Source organism: Streptomyces sp. BE303 (genome assembly GCF_036290945.1).
In the GTDB taxonomy this organism is placed as follows: Bacteria; Actinomycetota; Actinomycetes; order Streptomycetales; family Streptomycetaceae; genus Kitasatospora.
Window position 1 is genome coordinate 11919 of sequence record NZ_JAQYWZ010000891.1, and the last position, 16891, is coordinate 28809.

Below are 16891 nucleotides of genomic sequence, written 5' to 3' on the forward strand. Positions count from 1 at the left end.
CCCCGTGGGTGCGGGGGCCGGGCCGGTCTCCGCCGGGGTGGCGTCAGCCGGTGAAGCCGGCCGTGATGGAGGTGAACTGCCAGTCGTTCTGGGCGATGCCGGAGCAGGTCTCCTGCAGGCCGCCGCCGGGGCAGCCGCGGTCCCGGTTGACGGACCAGAACGCGAGCCGGGCGATGTGGTGGCTGTTGGCCCAGTCGCGGATCGCGGTCCAGTTCTGGACGGTGGTGACCTCGTTGTTGTCGCTGAGGCCGTTCATGCCGGAGATGCCGATGTGCGCGTAGGCGGTGGCGTCGTCCCAGCCGAAGGTGGACCTGAGCTTGGTCTTCAGACCCTCGGTGGCACTGACGGTGGCGGCGTACATGTCGGTCGAGGCGTTGCCGAAGTCGAACGGCATGATGGTGAAGACGTCGATGTCGGTGTTGAGCGCCTTGGCCTGCTCGATCAGCCGGTTGCCGTGGGAGGTCGGGCCGCTGGTGGCGGTGCCGAAGGTCAGGATGGTGCGCAGACCGGGGTTGTTCTGCTTCACGATCTTGAGCGCGCCGAGGATGCGGTCCTGGACGGCGTAGTTCTCGAACTCGTCGGTGTTCTCGATGTCGACGTCGATCGCCTTGAGGCCGTAGGCGTTGATCACCTTCTGGTACGCGGCGGCGAGGTCGGCGGTGGTGGCGCAGTTGGGGCCGAGCTTGTTGCCGCTCCAACCGCCGATCGACGGGACGATGTCGCCGCCGGCGGCGCGGACCGCGTTGACGGTCGCCTGGTCGACGCCGTTCAGCAGGGGGCGCTGGCTGTCCCAGGTGGGGTTGCAGCCGTTCTGGGCGAGGATGAACGCCATCGTGAACCACTTGATGCCGGTGGCGTTCATGACCGTGGTGGCGGCCGGCGGGTTGCCCCAGCCGTTGTACAGGTAGGGCGCGGCCTGCTTGAAGCCGGTCGGGGTGCCGCCGCCCGGGTCGGTGGTGACGGTGAGCGCAGTGGAGGCGCCCGAGGTGTTGCCCGCGGCGTCGCGAGCCTTGACCGTGAACGTGTACGCGGTCGCGGCGGCGAGGCCGCCGACGGTGGTGGAGGTCCCGGTGGCGGTGGCGACCTTGGTGGCGCCCTGGTAGACGTCGTAGCCGGTGACGCCGGTGTTGTCGGTGGCGGCGTCCCAGGCGAGGTTGACGCTGGCGGCGGACTTGCCGGTGGTGCGCAGGTTGCCGGGGACGGTGGGCGCCTGGGTGTCGGTGGGGGTGCCGCCGCCGGGGCCGTCGAGGCTGAGGTCGTCGGCGTAGTAGGTGCCCTGGCCGTACCAGCCGTTGACGTAGACCTCGGCGCTGGTCTGGGTGGCGCCGGTGGTGAAGGAGACGCTCAGCCGGGTGTAGTCGGCGGCGGAGGTCCAGGCGGAGGTGCCCCCGGTGACGCCGAGGTAGACGTAGCTGCCGCGGACCCAGCCGGAGAGCGTGTAGGCGGTGTTGGGCTGGACGGCGACGGTCTGGACGCACTTGGCGTTGTCGCCCGCGGTGGCGGCGCCGGCGAGCGCCTTGGTGCCGCCGTGGACGGGGGTGGTGACGACCGAGCCGAGGCCGCCGGAACAGTTCCAGCCGGACAGGGTGCCGGTCTCGAAGCCCGGGTTGGTGAGCTGGTTCGCCGCGTGGGCGACGGTGGGTGCGCCGAACGCGGCGACGGCAGCGAGCAGAGCGGCCGCGCCGGCGGCGGGCAGTCGGGTGCGCTTGTGCACCGGTGACCTCCAGTGGGGGTGTGGGGGTGGAGGTGCGGGGAGGAGCCCAAAATGGACTGGACCAATTGACCGTGTCAAGGACCGTCCGCCGAACGGACGGTGAAGGCGCGTCGGGCTCCGGGGCGCGCGGCGGACCGCCGGGTCCGGGCCCCGTTGCCGGGCTCGCGCCGGGTCCGCGCCGGGCCGCTCCCAGGTACTTCCCAGGTCCGTCCCGGGTTCCGTCCCGGACCCGGCGACGGGCCCGGACCGGCCGGATCCTGCGACATTCCAGGACGTCCGGGAAAAACCGGTGGAAGGCGACCGCGCTCCCAACTAGCGTGGGCACGCCGTGCCGTCCGCGGCGCATCGATCGCACCATCGATATCAATCAGAGGATCAGATGACCGACCTGTCCGACGAACTGCTCCCCTCCACCCGCCGTGCGCTCACGCACCGGATCGCGGTCGCCCAGGCCGAGGGCCGCACGCCCTCCATGGTCGCCGCCGTGGTCCGCGACGAGCGGTTGGTGTGGAGCGGCTCCCGCAGCATGATCGACGGCCACGCCCCCACCGCCGACGTGCAGTACCGGATCGGTTCGATCACCAAGACCTTCGTCGCCGTCCTGGTCCTGCGCCTGCGCGACGAGGGCCTGCTGGACCTCGCCGACCCGATCGAGCGTCACCTGCCCGGCACGCCCGCCGACGGCGCCACCGTCGCCCAACTGCTCTCCCACTCCGCCGGCCTCGCCTCCGAGACCCCGGAGCCGTGGTGGGAGCGGACAGACGGCGCGCTCCGCCCCCGCCTCGCCGACATCCTGGAGCAGGAGCGGCCGCGCCGCCACCCGGCCGGCCGGCGGCACCACTACTCCAATCCCACCTACGCCCTGCTCGGGGCCCTCGTCGAGCAGGTGCGCGGCGAGCCCTGGGCCGAGGTGCTGCGCCGGGAGGTCCTCCAGCCCCTCGGCATGGACCGCACGACCCTGCTGCCCGAGCACCCGCACGCCGGGGGCTTCGCCGTCCACCCCTGGGCGGACGTCATGCTGCCCGAGCCGCTCACCGACACCGGCCTGATGGCGCCGGCCGGCCAGCTCTGGTCCACCGTCACCGACCTCGCCCGCTGGGCCGCCTTCCTGACCGGCGGCCACGAGAAGGTCCTCTCCACCGACACGCTCGCCGAGATGCGCGAACCCGCCGTCGGCCCCGAGGCCGGCGAGTGGAGCGAGAGTTACGGGTTCGGGCTCCAGCTGATCCAGCACGAGGGCCGCTCGCTCTACGGACACTCCGGCTCGATGCCGGGCTTCACGGCGGGCCTCTGGATCAGCGACACCGACGGCCTCGCCGCGATCGCCCTCTCCAACGCCACCAACGGCTCCCGTACGCCGCTGGTCGCCGCCGAGCTGATCGCCCTCACCGCGCAGCACGAGCCCCGGCTCCCCGAGCCCTGGCGTCCGCTGCCCGACGTGGACGAGGAGCTCCTCGCCCTCACCGGCCCCTGGTACTGGGGCGCCGCGCCCCACACCCTGCGGCTCAGGGCCGACCGGATGCTGGAGCTCTCGTCGCTCGGCCTCACCGGCCGCGGCTCCCGCTTCCGGGCCGAGGCGGACGGCACCTGGACCGGTCTCGACGGCTACTACGCCGGCGAGACCCTGCGGGTGGTCCGGGCGGGCGACGGATCGGTCAGCCACCTCGACATCGGCACGTTCGTGCTCACCCGCGAGCCCTACGGCCCCGCCGAGGTCATCCCCGGCGGCCTCGACCCCCAGGGGTGGCAGGCGTTCTAGGCCCTCCCCGGCCTCCGCTCCCCCGCTCCCGCTGCTCCCCGCCGCCGTCCCCCCGCAGTCCTTCCGGGGGGACGGCGGCGGGCCCGTCTCCGGCGCCGCCCCGGCCCGGTGGACGACCGGACCTCCCGGACCTCCCGGACCGCCGAGGAGCCGCCGGGCGAGCCCCGTCACGGCCGGGCCCGCGTCCGCCACCCCGTCGAGCCGAGCAGCGGACGGCGTCCTGGTGCCCGACAGGTGTCCCGCACACGACGGGTGACCGCATTCAGCAGGTGCACATCTGCTCTCCGCCGAACCGCAACGTGGACGCCAGCCGACTTGGAGAGACATACGGGTGCCGGTCAGCACGCCCGCCGAGGACGCGGGCCTGCCCGGTGCCACGGAGTTCCGTGGCTGCCGTCGTCCGTGCTGCCCTGGAGGGTCCGCCATGACCATCGTCCCCACGTACGCTCCGCCCGCAGTCACCCCCGTCCACCCCACCGCGGTGCCCGCCCCGCGCCCGGCCGTGCCGTCGCCCGCCGTCTACACGGTCGCCCTCGCCCGGGACGAGGACGACGTCCGCGCCGCCCAGCGGCTGCGTCACCGCGTCTTCGCCGCCGAGCTCGGCGCCACCCTGCACAGCCCGGTCGCGGGGCTGGACGTCGACCCGTTCGACGAGTTCTGCGACCACCTGCTGGTCCGTGAGGGCGAGGACGGCACCGTGGTCGGCACCTACCGGCTGCTGCGCCCCGAGGCCGCCCGCCGGGCCGGCCGGCTCTACTCGGACGGCGAGTTCGACCTCCGCAACCTGGCGCCGCTGCGCGACGGCCTGGTCGAGCTGGGCCGCTCCTGCATCGCCCCCGAGCACCGGGGCAACGGCGCCGTCATCAACCTGATGTGGGGCGGCATCGCCCGCTACCTGGCCGACACCGGCAACACCTGGGTGGGCGGCTGCTGCTCGATCCCGCTGGACGACGGCGGAGCCACCGCGGCCCGGGTCTGGGACACCGTCGGCGCCAAGCACCTCGCCCCCGAGGAGTACCGGGTGGCGCCGCACCGGCTCTGGGACGCCACCGGCGTACCGCGCGCCGAGCGGGCGGCGCTGCCGGCCCTGCTCCGCGGCTACCTGCGGCTGGGCGCCTGGGTCTGCGGAGCGCCCGCCCACGACCGGGACTTCGACACCGCCGACCTGTTCGTGCTGCTCTCGCTGGAGCGGACCGACCCCCGCTACCTGCGGCACTTCCTCTCCGGCGTGGGCGGGGTGACGGCCGGCACGGCGGCCACCGCACCGGCGGCCTCCCTGGCGGGCGGCACCGAACCCGCGGCAGGACCGGTCTCATGAGCGTCTGGCTGCCGACGGCGTCCTGCACACCCGAGTCCTGCCTCACCGACCCGGCGCCGACGGTCGCCCTCCCCCGGCGGGTGCTGCGGCTGACGGCCTGCCTGCTGGTCCTGGCAACGGGACTGGCGCTCACCCGGCCGGCGAGCACCCTGCCCCGGGGGCCGCGCGACCTGCTGGCCCGGTTCTGGGCCCGCACACTCCTCGGCTCGCTCGGGGTGACGGTGCGGATCGCCCCCACCCCGGACGACCGCCCGAACGACCGCCCGAACGACCGCCCGAACCCGCAGCACTCCGGTGTGCTCCTGGTGGCCAACCACGTGTCCTGGCTGGACATCCCGCTCATCGCCGCCGTGCGGCCCGGCCGCTCGCTGGCCAAGACCGAGGTCCGCCACTGGCCGGTGCTCGGCCGGATGGTCTCCTGGGGCGGCACGGTCTTCCTGGACCGCGACCGGCTCCGCACCCTTCCCGGGACGGTCTCCGAGGTGGCCGCCCTGCTGCGGGACGGCCACCCGATGGTCGTCTTCCCGGAGGGGTCCACCTGGTGCGGGCGCGAGAGCGGCCGGTTCCGCCCGGCCTTCTTCGAGGCCGCCGTCCGGGCGGGCGCCCCGGTCCAGCCGATGACGATCCGCTACCGGCTGGCCGACGGGCGGGCGACCAGCGCGCCGGCGTTCGTCGGGGAGGACGGGCTGCTCAACTCGCTCGCCCGGGTGGTCGCGGTGCGGGGGCTGGTGGCGGAGCTGACCTTCCGTCCGCCGATCCCGGCCCCGGCCCCGCAGCCCGGCGGCGGCCTCCGGCAGGCCCGCCGCGAACTGGCCCACGCCGCCCAGGCATCGGTGGAGGGCGTCCGCTGAGGGCGGCGGAGCGGCCTGGCGGCGGTCGTCCCGGCCGGCCGCCGGACCGCTCACGTCCGCCACGGCAGCAGGGCGACCGCCCCGCCCGCCCCGACCGCTTCCCGCCCGTCCCCGCCCGTCCCCCGTGCGGCGGCCACCGGCGGTCGGCCGCCGAAAACCGTTCGACTACCGCCGTCCCGGCCGCTAGCCTCACGGGCACCCCGTCCCCTGCCCGAGGAGGCCGCCGCATGTCCGAGTTCCATCCGATCGGCACACCGTACGCGGAGGGGCTGCTCGACGTCGGCGACGGCAACCGGATCCACTGGGAGGCATCCGGCAACCCGTCGGGCAAGCCCGCCCTGGTGGTGCACGGCGGGCCGGGCTCCGGGCTCAACGCCGGCAACCGGCGGTTCTTCGACCCCGAGCGGTACCACCTGATCCTCTTCAGCCAGCGCGGCTGCGGCCGGAGCGAGCCGCACGCCGCCGACCCGGCCACCACCCTGGAACACAACACCACCGCGCACCTGATCGCCGACATGGAACGGCTCCGCGAGCACCTGGGCGTCGAGAAGTGGCTGCTGTACGGCGGCTCCTGGGGATCCACGCTGATCCTCGCGTACGCCCAGGCCCACCCCGAGCGGGTGTCCGAGATCGTGATCAGCGCCGTCACCATGACCCGGCCCGAGGAGATCGACTGGCTCTACCGGGGCGTCGGCCGGCTGTTCCCCGGCCCGTGGGAGGCGTTCCGCGACGCGCTGCCGCCCGAGGACCGCGGCGGCGACCTGGTGTCCGCCTACAGCCGGCTGCTGAACAGCCCGGACGAGGCCGTCCGGCGCAAGGCCGCGAACGACTGGGCGACCTGGGAGGACGCGGTGATCTCCCACGAGTCGCTGGGCACCCCGAACGCGTACTCCGACCGCCCGACCGACGCCCTGATGGCCTTCACCCGGATCACCGCACACTACTTCTCCCACCAGGGCTTCCTGGAGGACGGCCAACTCCTGCGCGACGCGCACCTGTTGGCCGGCATCCCCGGCGCCCTCATCCACGGGAAGCTGGATCTCGGCTGCCCGCTGGACACCCCCTGGTCGCTCGCCAAGGCCTGGCCGGACGCCACGCTGACCGTCATCGACGAGGCGGGGCACACCGGCACCCCGGTGATGCGCCGGGCCGTCCTCGACGCCCTGGAGCGCTTCCTGTAGCCGTCCCGGCACCCCCGGTGACGCGCCGGGCGCACCGGACACCCACCGCCCGCACGCCCGCACGCCGGAACGGTCCGGCACGGATGGTGACGGGCCATCAACGGTCCGCACTCGGGGGGTGACAGGTCGGCTCCGGACTCCGACACTGGAGGGGAGAAGCTCCCACGCCAACGGGTCGACCGGTGCCGGCCGGTGCCGGCCGCGGAGAGGGCAGGCCGGCCATGCGTACGCCGTCCGCCAGACTCCCGATCATCTATGTCCGGGGCTACGCCGGAGGCACCCCCGGGATCGAGAAGGCCGTGACGGATCCGTTCTACGGATTCAACGAGGGCTCGACGCACATCCGCGTCGGGCGTGAGGACGACCCCGTCTTCTACCAGTTCGAAAGTCCGTTACTGCGCCTGCACCTCGACGAGGGCTACCACATCCTCGTCGAGGGCAGCCAGGAGAACTACCTGGAGAACCACGACGAGATTCCCCCCGACAGCATCTGGATCCACCGCTTCTACGACCGCTGCGCCGGCGCCTGGGGAGCCGGGCCGCAGCGGTTCGACCTGGAGACGGCCGCCGCCGACCTGCTGGACCTGATCGAGAAGCTCCAGGCCAGGACGGGCGCGTCCCAGGTCCACCTGGTCGCCCACTCGATGGGCGGGCTGATCTGCCGCTGCCTGCTGCAGAAGGTCATCCCGGAACGGCGCCCGGGGCGGCGGGCCGCCGACTACGTCGCGAAGCTCTTCACGTACGGGACGCCGCACGGCGGCATCACCTTCGACGTCGGGTTCGGCGTCCCCGAGGCGCTGCGGGACATGGTCAACTTCAACGGCGCGGACGTGTTCGGACCCGCCCGGATGTACCGGTACCTGACCCCGGCCGGCCGCCGGGACGAGGCCGGGCCGCCCGTGGGCTGGCGGGCCGTCGACATGCCGGACGACGACGGCACCGGCTCCGCCGAGGACGCGGCCGGAAGCTTCCCGCTGAACCGGGTGTTCTGCTTCGTCGGCACCGATTCCGCCGACTACGACGTGGCCCACGGCGTCTCCTCGGCGGCGGTCGGCCCGCGCAGCGACGGGCTGGTGCAGATCGAGAACGCCCAGGTCACCGGAGCCCACCGCGCCTTCGCCCACCGCAGCCACAGCGGGCGGTACGGGCTGGTCAACTCCGAGGAGGGGTACCAGAACCTGCGCCGGTTCCTGTTCGGCGACCTGCGGGTCCGCGCCGACCTGGTCGGCCTGGAGCTGCCGGAGGACGACCCCGACGTCACCTGGCAGGCCGAGGTGGAGCTCAAGGTGCGCGGGCTGCCGGTGCTGATGCACGAGCGGGTGGCACCGCACTGGTGCCCGATCCAGCTCTCCGACCCCCGGCGCAACGGCCGGCGCGGGCGGGACCCGGACGGCGACCGCGCCGACGGGGACGGCGCCGTCCCCCTGGCGACCGCGTTCCTCTCCACCGCCCTGCCGCGGCCGGGGACGGCGCCGCTGCGCTACGCGCTCGACCTGCGGGTGCTCTCGCTGCGCGAGCACAAGGGGTTCTTCGGCTTCGGCGACCACCTGGAGCAGACCGCCGACTTCGCGGACACCCTGATCGTCGACGTACAGGCCGCCGGGCCGCGCCCGGCAGCCTGGGCGCACTGGAACTCCGAGGTCACCGGCACGATCAAGGACCTCCACCCGGAGGACGAGCGGCCGCTGCCGGACGAGGACCCGCAGGCGGACTCCTGGGTCACCCGGGTCCGGCTGCCGTCGACCACCGCCCCGATCCTCGGCGAGGGGGCCAGGGTCCGCCTCATAGTCGGCCGCTGGAACTGACACCCCCGCCGCTACCCGCCCGGGGCCGCGGCGCGCGGGCCCCGGCCGGGCCCGCGGCGGTCAGTGGCCGTGCCCGCCTGCGGCCGTAGACCTCCCCGGCCGTTCGGGCCTGCCCGGCCGGTCCGGCGCGGGCGCCTCGGCGGCCAGCAGGACGCGGCGCAGCAGGTCGGAGAGCCGGCGCCGTTCGTCCGGCGTGAGGACGCCGAGCAGGCGCCGTTCCTCGCGGCCGACCACGTCCAGCGCCTCGCGCCAGGCCGCGCGGCCCGTCTCGGTGAGCCGGACGTCGACCCGCCGCCGGTCCTCGGTGGAGGGGGTGCGGACGACGAACCCGCGCCGTTCGAGTCCTTCGAGCCGGCCGGTCACCGAGGCCGGTGCCAGGTTGAGGTCGTTCCGGAGCTCGGACGGGGCGGCGTGGCCGCCGCGCCCGGCCAGCTCGTGCAGGGTGTCGAACTCGTGCTTCTGCAGGCCGTAGTCGGCCACGCCCTGTTCGCGCACGCGGCCGAGGTGGCGGGAGAGCTTGCTCATCCGGGTGACGGCGCCCTCGATGTCCGGGTCGAGGTGCGGCAGGACCGGCTGCCAGCGTTCGACGTGGCCGTCGGTCCAGTCGCGGAGCTCCTCCGCCCGGGCCTCGTCCGGGGGCTGCCGGTCGGCCGGTCGGTCGGGGCGGGGGGCGCGCGTCATGGCACGAGTCTAGGCGGCGGCACGTCACGGCCTGTCACGTCGAACCCACATTATTTCGTTGCCGAAATTTCGGTACCGAAATATAGTCCCGTCCGTGACCCACCCTCTGCGACTGCGCGACTTCCGCCTGCTCTTCCTCGGCCGGGCGGTCTCGACCCTCGGCGACGCCGTCGTCCCGGCCGCGCTCGCCATCGCGATCACCCGGGCGACCGGCTCGTCCTCCGCGCTCGCCCTGGTCCTGGGCTGCGCCATGGTGCCGCGCCTGTTCCTCCTCCCGCTCGGCGGCGTCGTCGGGGACCGCTTCGATCCGCGCCTGATCGCGCTCACCACCGACCTGGTCCGGGCCGCCGCCCAGATCCTCGTCGGCCTCGAACTACTCGGCGGCGAGCCCCGGTTGGCGCACATCGCCGTCGCCGAGGCGGTCGGCGGCATCGCCTCCGCCTTCGCCATGCCGACCGCCTCGCCGCTGATCGCGGCCACCGTCGAGGGCCCGCTGCGGATGCGCGCCAACGCCCTGCTCGCCTCCGCCACCAACGCCGCGCGGCTCGGCGGCCCCGCACTGGCCGGCCTGCTGGTCTTCACGGCGGGCGCCGGCTGGGCGTTCGTCCTGGACGGCGCCTCGTTCCTGGTCAGCGCCGCGCTGATGTCGCGGCTGAGGGTCCGCCACACCCCGGGCGGCCGTCGCCCGCTGCGCGCGGACCTGGCCGAGGGATGGAGCGAGCTGCGCGCACGCGACTGGTACTGGACCAGTCTGATCGGCCACGGCGTCTGGAACGGCGCCAGCGCCGTCCTGCTGACCCTCGGCCCGCTCATCGCGGCCCAGCGGCTCGGCGGTGACGGCGTGTGGATCGCCATGACCCAGGCCGCCGCCTTCGGGGTGCTGGCCGGTTCGCTGATCGCCGGGCGGGTCCGGCCGCGACAGCCCGTCCTCGTCGCCAACCTGGGCCTGGCCCTGTACGCGCTGCCGCTGACGGCCCTCGCCGTGAGCGCGCCCGCACCGGTCACGGTGACCGCCTACGCGCTGGCCATGACCGGGCTCGGCTTCCTCAACCCGGTCTGGCAGACCGTCGTCCAGCAGGAGTTCCCGGCCCAGGTGCTGGCCAGGGTCACCTCCTACGACTGGCTGCTCTCCCTCGCCGCCGCACCGCTCGGCTACACGCTGGCCCCGCTCGCCGCCGACGCCTGGGGCAGCACCGGGCCCCTGCTCGTCACCGCCGCCCTGGTGGCGCTCGCCTGCGCGGGCACCGCGGCGGTACCGGGCGTGCGCCGGATCGGGCGAATCGGACCGAATGACGGGGCCTCGCACGAGGAGCAGGAGCGGCCCGCACGGCCGGAGCCGGCGCGCCCGTAGTCGCCCCGCCCGCCGGCGCGCACGCCGGCGGCGGCCGATCCGGAGGCTCCCGCCGGCCACCCCGGCCGGGCCCCTACGATACGAGCATGATCGCCTATACCCCAGCGGCCTTCTTCTTCCTCCTCTGCGGGATCGGAGTCCTGCGGGACCGCCGCCAGTTCAGCAACGCCGTCCTGCTCGGCCTCGCCATGTCCTTCCTCGCGCTCGCCCTGATCGCCGAGCTGCGCAAGGCCCCGACGCTGGTGGCGGAGCTGGCGGCGGTCGCGATCATCCTGATTCCGGCCACCGGCACCCTGGCCCTGATCGGCTTCCTGATCTCCAACGGGCTCACCATGGTCCGCAAGGAGGGGTGGCGGCTCGCCAACCTGCTCTCGCTGCTCGCCGGACTCGGCATCCTCTCGGTGATCGGCCTGCTCGTGGCGGCGCTGGCCACCCACTCGGTCCGGCTCGGCATCGTCGCCGGAACGGCCGTCCTGGTGGTCGGCTACGTCTCCTTCCTGTTCGTCTGCTTCGTCGGCTACGCCTTCCTCTACGGACGCCACCGCCCGCGCCGCGACGTCGACTTCGTGGTGGTGCTCGGCTCCGGCCTGATCGGCGGGGAGCGGGTGCCGCCGCTGCTCGCCAGCCGGCTCGACCGGGGCCGCCAGGTCTACGACCGGCAGGCCGCGCGCGGCAACCCGCCGATCCTGATCGCCTCGGGCGGGAAGGGGTCGGACGAGAAGGTGGCGGAGTCCCACGCGATGGCCGGCTACCTCGTCGAGCGCGGCTTCCCCCCGGAGCACCTGGAGCAGGAGGACCGCTCGCGCACCACCGAGGAGAACCTGGTCTTCAGCAAGGTGATCATGGAGCAGGCCCGGCCCGACTACCGCTGCGTCATCGTCACCAACAACTTCCACGCGTTCCGCGCCGCGCTCATGGCCCGCAAGACCGGCGTCAACGGGCAGGTCTTCGGCTCGCCGACGGCCGCGTACTACTGGCCGAGCGCGACCATACGCGAGTTCGCGGCGGTGTTCCTCGCCCACAAGCTGGTCAACTTCGGGATCTGCGGCTTCCTGGCGGTCTGCGGACTGCTCGCCGCCACCTACTGACGGGCCGCGCCGCCCGTCCGGACCCGCCCCCGACGCCTTTGACGAAAGGTTGACCTGCTCACGGCAGAACGTTGGGGGCCCCGAATCCTATGGTCGGCGCATGCCTCCACTGCCCGCCGGGAGGACCGCCCTGCCGGTCCTCCCGTACCGCAAACCCACGCCCGGACGCGACTACTGGGTGATCGACGACGTCCTGCCCGACCCCGACGCCGTCCGGCGGCGCTGCCTCGACCGCGGCGACTGGACCGAGGGCCACCCCTACCGGCCGGAGACCTGGCCCGGGCTGCGGACCATGCCCGGGCTCGAACCCGACGAACTCGCCCGGGTCGAGACCCTGGTCCGCAGGGCCACCGGCGCCCGGCGGCTCTGGGTCCGGAGCACCCCCGCCGGCGGCACCCTCAACCACAACTGCGTCCAGGTGGTCGGCGCCGGGGAGTCGCAGCCGCGCCCCCACACCGACTCCCGCGCGCTCTGCAGCTTCGCGGCCGTGCTCTACCTCAGCCCCGGCGCCCCCGCGGACGCCGGCACCGGCTTCTACCGCCAGCAGTTCCCGGGAGGGCGGCTCGGCGGCAACCTCGTCACCGCGCCGCACCACAACCTCGTCGAGGCCCTCGGCACCCGGCGCGTCCCGTCCGACGCGTTCGTCGAGGACGTGCGCGTGCCCAACCGCTACAACCGGCTCCTGCTGTACCACGCCAACCTCATCCACAGCGCCACCGGCTACTACGGCCTCACCCCGGAGGACCGGCGCATGACGGCGGTCTTCTTCTGGATGGCCTGACCGCCGGGCGTCACCGCCCGCCCACCCGCCCGCGCCGGGTTGGCCGCGGTCCGGCGGGGGGAGGTGGGGCGTATGGAGAGTGCGCACCCGTCCGACCCCGCCGCCGCGACCTCATCGGCCGCACCGCCCCCGCCTCCTCCCCCGCCGCTGCCGCGACCGGTGACGGAAACGGTGCGGCCGGAGTGGGGCGGGATCGACCGGCTGGCGACGCTCGACCTGCTGCGGCTGATGAACGCCGAGGACCGGACCGTCGCCACCGCGGTGACCGGCGCGCTGCCGCAGATCGCCGCCGTGGTGGACGCGGTCGCCGCCCGGATGGGCCGGGGCGGGCGGCTGGTCTACGCCGGCGCCGGGACGGCCGGGCGGCTCGGCGTCCTCGACGCGAGCGAGTGCCCGCCGACGTTCAACACCGGGCCGGGCCGGGTGGTCGGGCTGATCGCGGGCGGACCGCAGGCGCTGCTGCACGCCGTGGAGGGGGCGGAGGACCGCCCGGAGCGGGCCGTCGCCGACCTGGACGCGCTGGCGCCGACGCCCGACGACACCGTGATCGGGCTGTCGGCCTCGGGCCGCACGCCGTACACGGTGGCGGCCGTCCGGCACGCGCGCACGGCCGGGGCCCTGTCCGTGGGGCTGTCCTGCACGGCGGGCTCACCCCTGGTGGCCGCGGCCGAGCTGGGCATCGAGGTGGTCGTGGGGCCCGAGGTGGTGGCCGGTTCCACCCGGCTCAAGGCGGGGACGGCGCAGAAGCTGGTGCTGAACCTGATCTCCACGGCGGTGATGGTCCGGCTCGGCAAGACGTACGGGAACCTGATGGTCGACGTACGGACCGGCAACGCCAAACTGCGTGACCGGGCCCGCCGGATCGTCACCGAGATCACCGGAGCGGACGAGGCGACCGCGCGGCGCGCACTGGCCGCGACCGGTGGCGAGGCCAAGGACGCCGTCCTGGTCGTCCTCGCCGGGGTCGACGCACCGGCCGCCGCGCAGTTGCTGGCCGCCTCCGGCGGGCGCCTGCGCGACGCCCTGGAGCTGGCCCGGCGGCCGGTGAGGACGGCGCAGGAGTAGGCCGGAGGTCAGCCCAGGCGGACGGCCGACCGCCCGACCACCTCGCCGAAGCGGGGCAGGTTCAGGCCGACCGCCGCCCGGTGCTCCTCCTCGGTCAGGGCGGCCAGCGCCTCCTCGACGAACAGCAGCGCGTAGCCGTGGTCGGAGGCGGCGCGGGCGGTGGACTCGACACCGAGGTTGGTGGCGATGCCACCGAACACCAGGGTCTCCGCCCCGCGCGCCCGGAGCAGCTCGTCCAGCCCGGTGCCGTGGAAGCCGCCGATCGTGCGTTTGACCACGACCTCGTCGGCGGCCTCCGCCACCTCGGCCACCAGCTCGCTCCCCGGCGGCTGCTCGACCGCGCCCGGCCGCTCGACGCGGATCGCGATCACCGGCGCGCCCGCGGCGCGGAACGCCTCCGCGAGGTCCAGCGAGGCGGCCACCACCTCGGCACCCGTGCGCGGGGCCAGCGGCAGAGCGGCGATCCGGGGCATCAGATCGACCAGGACGAGGGCGGTGCGGGCGGGATCAAGGGTCTGCATGGTCGCTCACGCTAGCGGAACGGCGTCGCGCCCCACCCGCCGCACCGGTCTCCGCCCGCTCCACCCGCTCGGCCCCGCGTCCGGCGGGGACGAGAGGGCACGGGGGCACGGGGCCGGAGCGGGAGTGCCGCGTCGCAGCCCGGGGGCCGAGCGACCGGCGCGCGGCGTGCCTCAGGCCTCCTGCGTTTCGAGCCAGTGCAGCAGCACGGCTCGCTCGGCGTCGGTGCCGACCGGCTGGGCCGGATCGAGCGCCCACGTGCGGATCCGCCGGACGGTCTCCGCGTCGAGGTCCAGGTAGAGGCGCCAGTGGGAGCGCGGGTGGCAGTCGGAGTCACGGGGTTCGCCGCACTCGTGGCAGTGGGTGAAGAAGGCGTCGACCAAACGGTGCACGATCGTCTCGGCGGACATGGACGGCGGTACTTCCTCACATACTCGGCTCGCGCCGCCGGTCTCCGCGGACCGGCGGGCCCGCATTCCAGGGTGCGGGCCCGGGCGGACGGACGGGAGGGACCAACGTCCCGCGCACGGCGGAGGCCCGGTCCCCGTGGGGGTGGGGACCGGGCCGTTCGGGAGGGCCGTTCGCCGGGGGCGCCGGCCCCGTCTCAGCCCCGGCCGGCGGACTTCTGCGTGCGCCGGGAGACCGAGTCGAGCACCACCGCGGCGAGCAGCACCGCGCCGGTGATCATGTACTGGATGGCCTGGGCCGCGTGCACCATGTCCAGCCCGGTGGTGATCGACTGGATCACCAGCATGCCGAGCAGGGCGGACCAGGTGCTGCCGCGCCCGCCGAAGAGGCTGGTCCCGCCGATGACGGCGGCGGCGATGGCGCTCATCAGCACGTTGCCCCCGCCGAGGAGCTTGTCGGCCGAGCCCTGCTGGGAGGCGATGAAGAGCCCGCCGAGACCGGCCAGCGCGGCGGAGATCATGAACACCGAGATCCGGATCCAGGCGACGTTGATGCCGGCCCGGCGGGCGGCCTCGATGCCGCCGCCGACCGCGAAGATCTGGCGTCCGTAGGAGGTGCGCCGGAGCACGAAGTCGGTGAGGACGACCACGCCGACCAGCACGACCAGCGGCAGCGGCAGGCCGCTGTCCTGGTTGAGCGTGTAGGCGCCGACCAGGGCGACGAGGGCCAGGCCGCCGGTGCGCAGCGCGATGTCGCCCGGCGGCCTGGCCGGCAGGCCGGCCGCGGTGCGGCGCCGGGCGGTGAGGAGCTGTGCCGCGAGGAAGCCGCCGATGGCGAGGACGGCGAGCAGCCAGGCGAAGGAGATGTCGCCGTCGCCGAGGAAGTAGTTGTCGAGGTGGGCGACGACGCCGTCGTTGATGTTGTTGACGGTGCCGAGCCGGCCGAGCACGTAGTCCTGGAGGCCGCTCCAGGCGAGCATGCCGGCCAGGGTGACGACGAAGGCGGGCACGCCGATCTTGGCGAAGAAGAAGCCGTGCAGGGCTCCCATCGCGGCGGCCGTGAGCAGGGCGATCACGATCGCCAGCCACTCGTTCACGCCCTGCCGCACGGCGAGGACGGAGGTGACGGCGGCGCAGACGCCGGCGACCGAGCCGAGCGAGAGGTCGATCTCCCCGAGCAGCAGGACGAAGACGACCCCGACCGAGATCAGGCCGTAGCCGGCGATCCACTTGGTGATGTTGGTCAGGTTGTCCGCTTGGAGGAAGTGGCCGGTGACGCTCTGGAAGATGACCGCGATCAGGATGAGGCCGATCACGACCGGCAGCGAGCCGAGGTCACCGCTGCGGATCTTGCGGCGGAACTCCTCGGCGTACCCGGCGAAGCCGCCCTGGCGGACCAGCAGGCGCGGGTCCGTCGCGGTCGCACTCCCGTCGGTGGGCCCGGCGGTGGGGGTGGTCTGGCTGGTGGTCACTTCGCTTCCTCCGCGATACGTGCCTGGCGCCGGGTGACGGCGTTGTCGGTGGCGCCGGTGATGGCGGAGATGATCTCCTCGGGCGTGGTGCCGGCGACCGGGAAGACGCCGTTGGTGCGGCCGAGCCGCAGGACGGCGACGGTGTCGGCGACCGCGCGGACGTCCGCCATGTTGTGGCTGATGAGGATGACGCCGAGGCCGCGCTGGCGGAGCCGCTCGACCAGGTCGAGGACCTGCGCGGTCTGTTCGACGCCGAGCGCGGCGGTGGGCTCGTCGAGGATGACGATCCGCGGGTCTCCGACCAGGGCGCGGGCGATGGCGACGACCTGGCGCTGTCCGCCGGAGAGCGCGGCGATCGGGATCCGCACGCTGGGGATGCGGATCGACAGGGTGTCCAGCAGTTCCTTGGCCCGGCGCTCCATGGCGACCTCGTCCAGCGCGCCGCGGCGGCGCAGTTCGCGGCCGAGGAACAGGTTGGCGACGACGTCGAGGTTGTCGCAGAGCGCGAGGTCCTGGTAGACGGTGGCGATGCCGAGCGTCTGGGCGTCCTGGGGCCGGGCGATCCGGACCGGGCGCCCGTCCCAGGTGATGGTGCCCTCGTCGATGGGGTGGACGCCGGCGATCGTCTTGACCAGGGTGGACTTGCCGGCGCCGTTGTCGCCGACCAGGGCGAGGACCTCGCCGGCGTGGACGTCGAGGTCGACGTCGGTGAGGGCCTGGACGGCGCCGAAGCGCTTGGAGACCGCGCGCAGCGCCAGTACGGGTGCGCCTGTCACGTGAACCATCTCCTGCGTGGGTGTGCGTGGCGGGGGTGGGTGGGCGCTCGCGGGGCTGTGGGACCCGCGAGGGGGTGGTGCTCGCGACGTGGTCGTGTCGCGACGGGGCGTCCGACCCGGCGG

At 74.2% G+C, this 16891-nt stretch carries 15 protein-coding genes; 9 read left to right on the forward strand and 6 right to left on the reverse strand.

Annotation, left to right across the window (positions count from 1 at the left end):
• Positions 1–43: 43 nt before the first annotated feature.
• Positions 44–1714, reverse strand: a complete 1671-nt coding sequence (locus tag PUR56_RS33685) for a carbohydrate binding domain-containing protein (RefSeq protein ID WP_443034604.1) — start codon at positions 1712–1714, stop codon at positions 44–46.
• A gap of 379 nt (positions 1715–2093) precedes the next feature.
• Between PUR56_RS33685 and PUR56_RS33690 the strand changes: the two genes are divergently transcribed.
• The 5 genes from PUR56_RS33690 (at position 2094) to PUR56_RS33710 (ending at position 8628) form a co-directional block, all read left to right on the forward strand.
• A complete protein-coding gene (locus tag PUR56_RS33690; RefSeq protein ID WP_329951722.1) occupies positions 2094–3473 on the forward strand; it encodes a serine hydrolase domain-containing protein in 1380 nt (459 codons plus the stop codon).
• 424 nt (positions 3474–3897) lie between these two features.
• Positions 3898–4791 (forward strand): GNAT family N-acetyltransferase, encoded by an 894-nt coding sequence (locus PUR56_RS33695; RefSeq protein ID WP_329951723.1) that lies wholly within the window; start codon positions 3898–3900, stop codon positions 4789–4791.
• Complete coding sequence (locus PUR56_RS33700; RefSeq protein WP_329951724.1) at positions 4788–5642, forward strand: lysophospholipid acyltransferase family protein; 855 nt, start codon at positions 4788–4790, stop codon at positions 5640–5642. The genes PUR56_RS33695 and PUR56_RS33700 overlap by 4 nt, the downstream gene beginning before the upstream one ends.
• A gap of 227 nt (positions 5643–5869) precedes the next feature.
• Complete coding sequence (gene pip / locus PUR56_RS33705) at positions 5870–6823, forward strand: prolyl aminopeptidase (protein ID WP_329951725.1); 954 nt, start codon at positions 5870–5872, stop codon at positions 6821–6823.
• A gap of 221 nt (positions 6824–7044) precedes the next feature.
• Positions 7045–8628: a lipase family alpha/beta hydrolase gene (locus PUR56_RS33710; protein WP_329951726.1), complete on the forward strand. Its 1584-nt coding sequence runs from the start codon at positions 7045–7047 to the stop codon at positions 8626–8628.
• A gap of 60 nt (positions 8629–8688) precedes the next feature.
• Here the strand turns inward: PUR56_RS33710 and PUR56_RS33715 are convergent, their stop codons facing one another.
• On the reverse strand, positions 8689–9309 hold the full coding sequence (locus tag PUR56_RS33715) for a MarR family winged helix-turn-helix transcriptional regulator (RefSeq protein WP_329951727.1): 621 nt from the start codon (positions 9307–9309) through the stop codon (positions 8689–8691).
• A 94-nt stretch (positions 9310–9403) separates the two neighbouring features.
• Here PUR56_RS33715 and PUR56_RS33720 point away from each other — a divergent pair, with 94 nt between their 5' ends.
• From PUR56_RS33720 to murQ, 4 genes are all read left to right on the forward strand, one after another.
• On the forward strand, positions 9404–10660 hold the full coding sequence (locus PUR56_RS33720) for an MFS transporter (protein WP_329951728.1): 1257 nt from the start codon (positions 9404–9406) through the stop codon (positions 10658–10660).
• Between the two features lie 86 nt (positions 10661–10746).
• Positions 10747–11748, forward strand: a complete 1002-nt coding sequence (locus PUR56_RS33725; protein ID WP_329951729.1) for a YdcF family protein — start codon at positions 10747–10749, stop codon at positions 11746–11748.
• 100 nt (positions 11749–11848) lie between these two features.
• Positions 11849–12529 (forward strand): DUF6445 family protein, encoded by a 681-nt coding sequence (locus PUR56_RS33730; protein ID WP_329951730.1) that lies wholly within the window; start codon positions 11849–11851, stop codon positions 12527–12529.
• A gap of 72 nt (positions 12530–12601) precedes the next feature.
• Complete coding sequence (murQ, locus tag PUR56_RS33735) at positions 12602–13594, forward strand: N-acetylmuramic acid 6-phosphate etherase (RefSeq protein ID WP_443034605.1); 993 nt, start codon at positions 12602–12604, stop codon at positions 13592–13594.
• Between the two features lie 8 nt (positions 13595–13602).
• Here the strand turns inward: murQ and PUR56_RS33740 are convergent, their stop codons facing one another.
• From PUR56_RS33740 to PUR56_RS33755, 4 genes are all read right to left on the reverse strand, one after another.
• Positions 13603–14115, reverse strand: coding sequence for an isochorismatase family protein (locus PUR56_RS33740; RefSeq protein ID WP_329951732.1), 513 nt, complete (start codon positions 14113–14115; stop codon positions 13603–13605).
• A 171-nt stretch (positions 14116–14286) separates the two neighbouring features.
• Positions 14287–14523 (reverse strand): hypothetical protein, encoded by a 237-nt coding sequence (locus tag PUR56_RS33745; RefSeq protein WP_329875645.1) that lies wholly within the window; start codon positions 14521–14523, stop codon positions 14287–14289.
• 194 nt (positions 14524–14717) lie between these two features.
• Positions 14718–15992, reverse strand: coding sequence for a sugar ABC transporter permease (locus PUR56_RS33750; RefSeq protein ID WP_329875643.1), 1275 nt, complete (start codon positions 15990–15992; stop codon positions 14718–14720).
• Positions 15989–16777: an ATP-binding cassette domain-containing protein gene (locus tag PUR56_RS33755; protein ID WP_329951733.1), complete on the reverse strand. Its 789-nt coding sequence runs from the start codon at positions 16775–16777 to the stop codon at positions 15989–15991. Before PUR56_RS33755 ends, PUR56_RS33750 begins: the two co-directional genes overlap by 4 nt.
• Between the last annotated feature and the right edge of the window lie 114 nt (positions 16778–16891).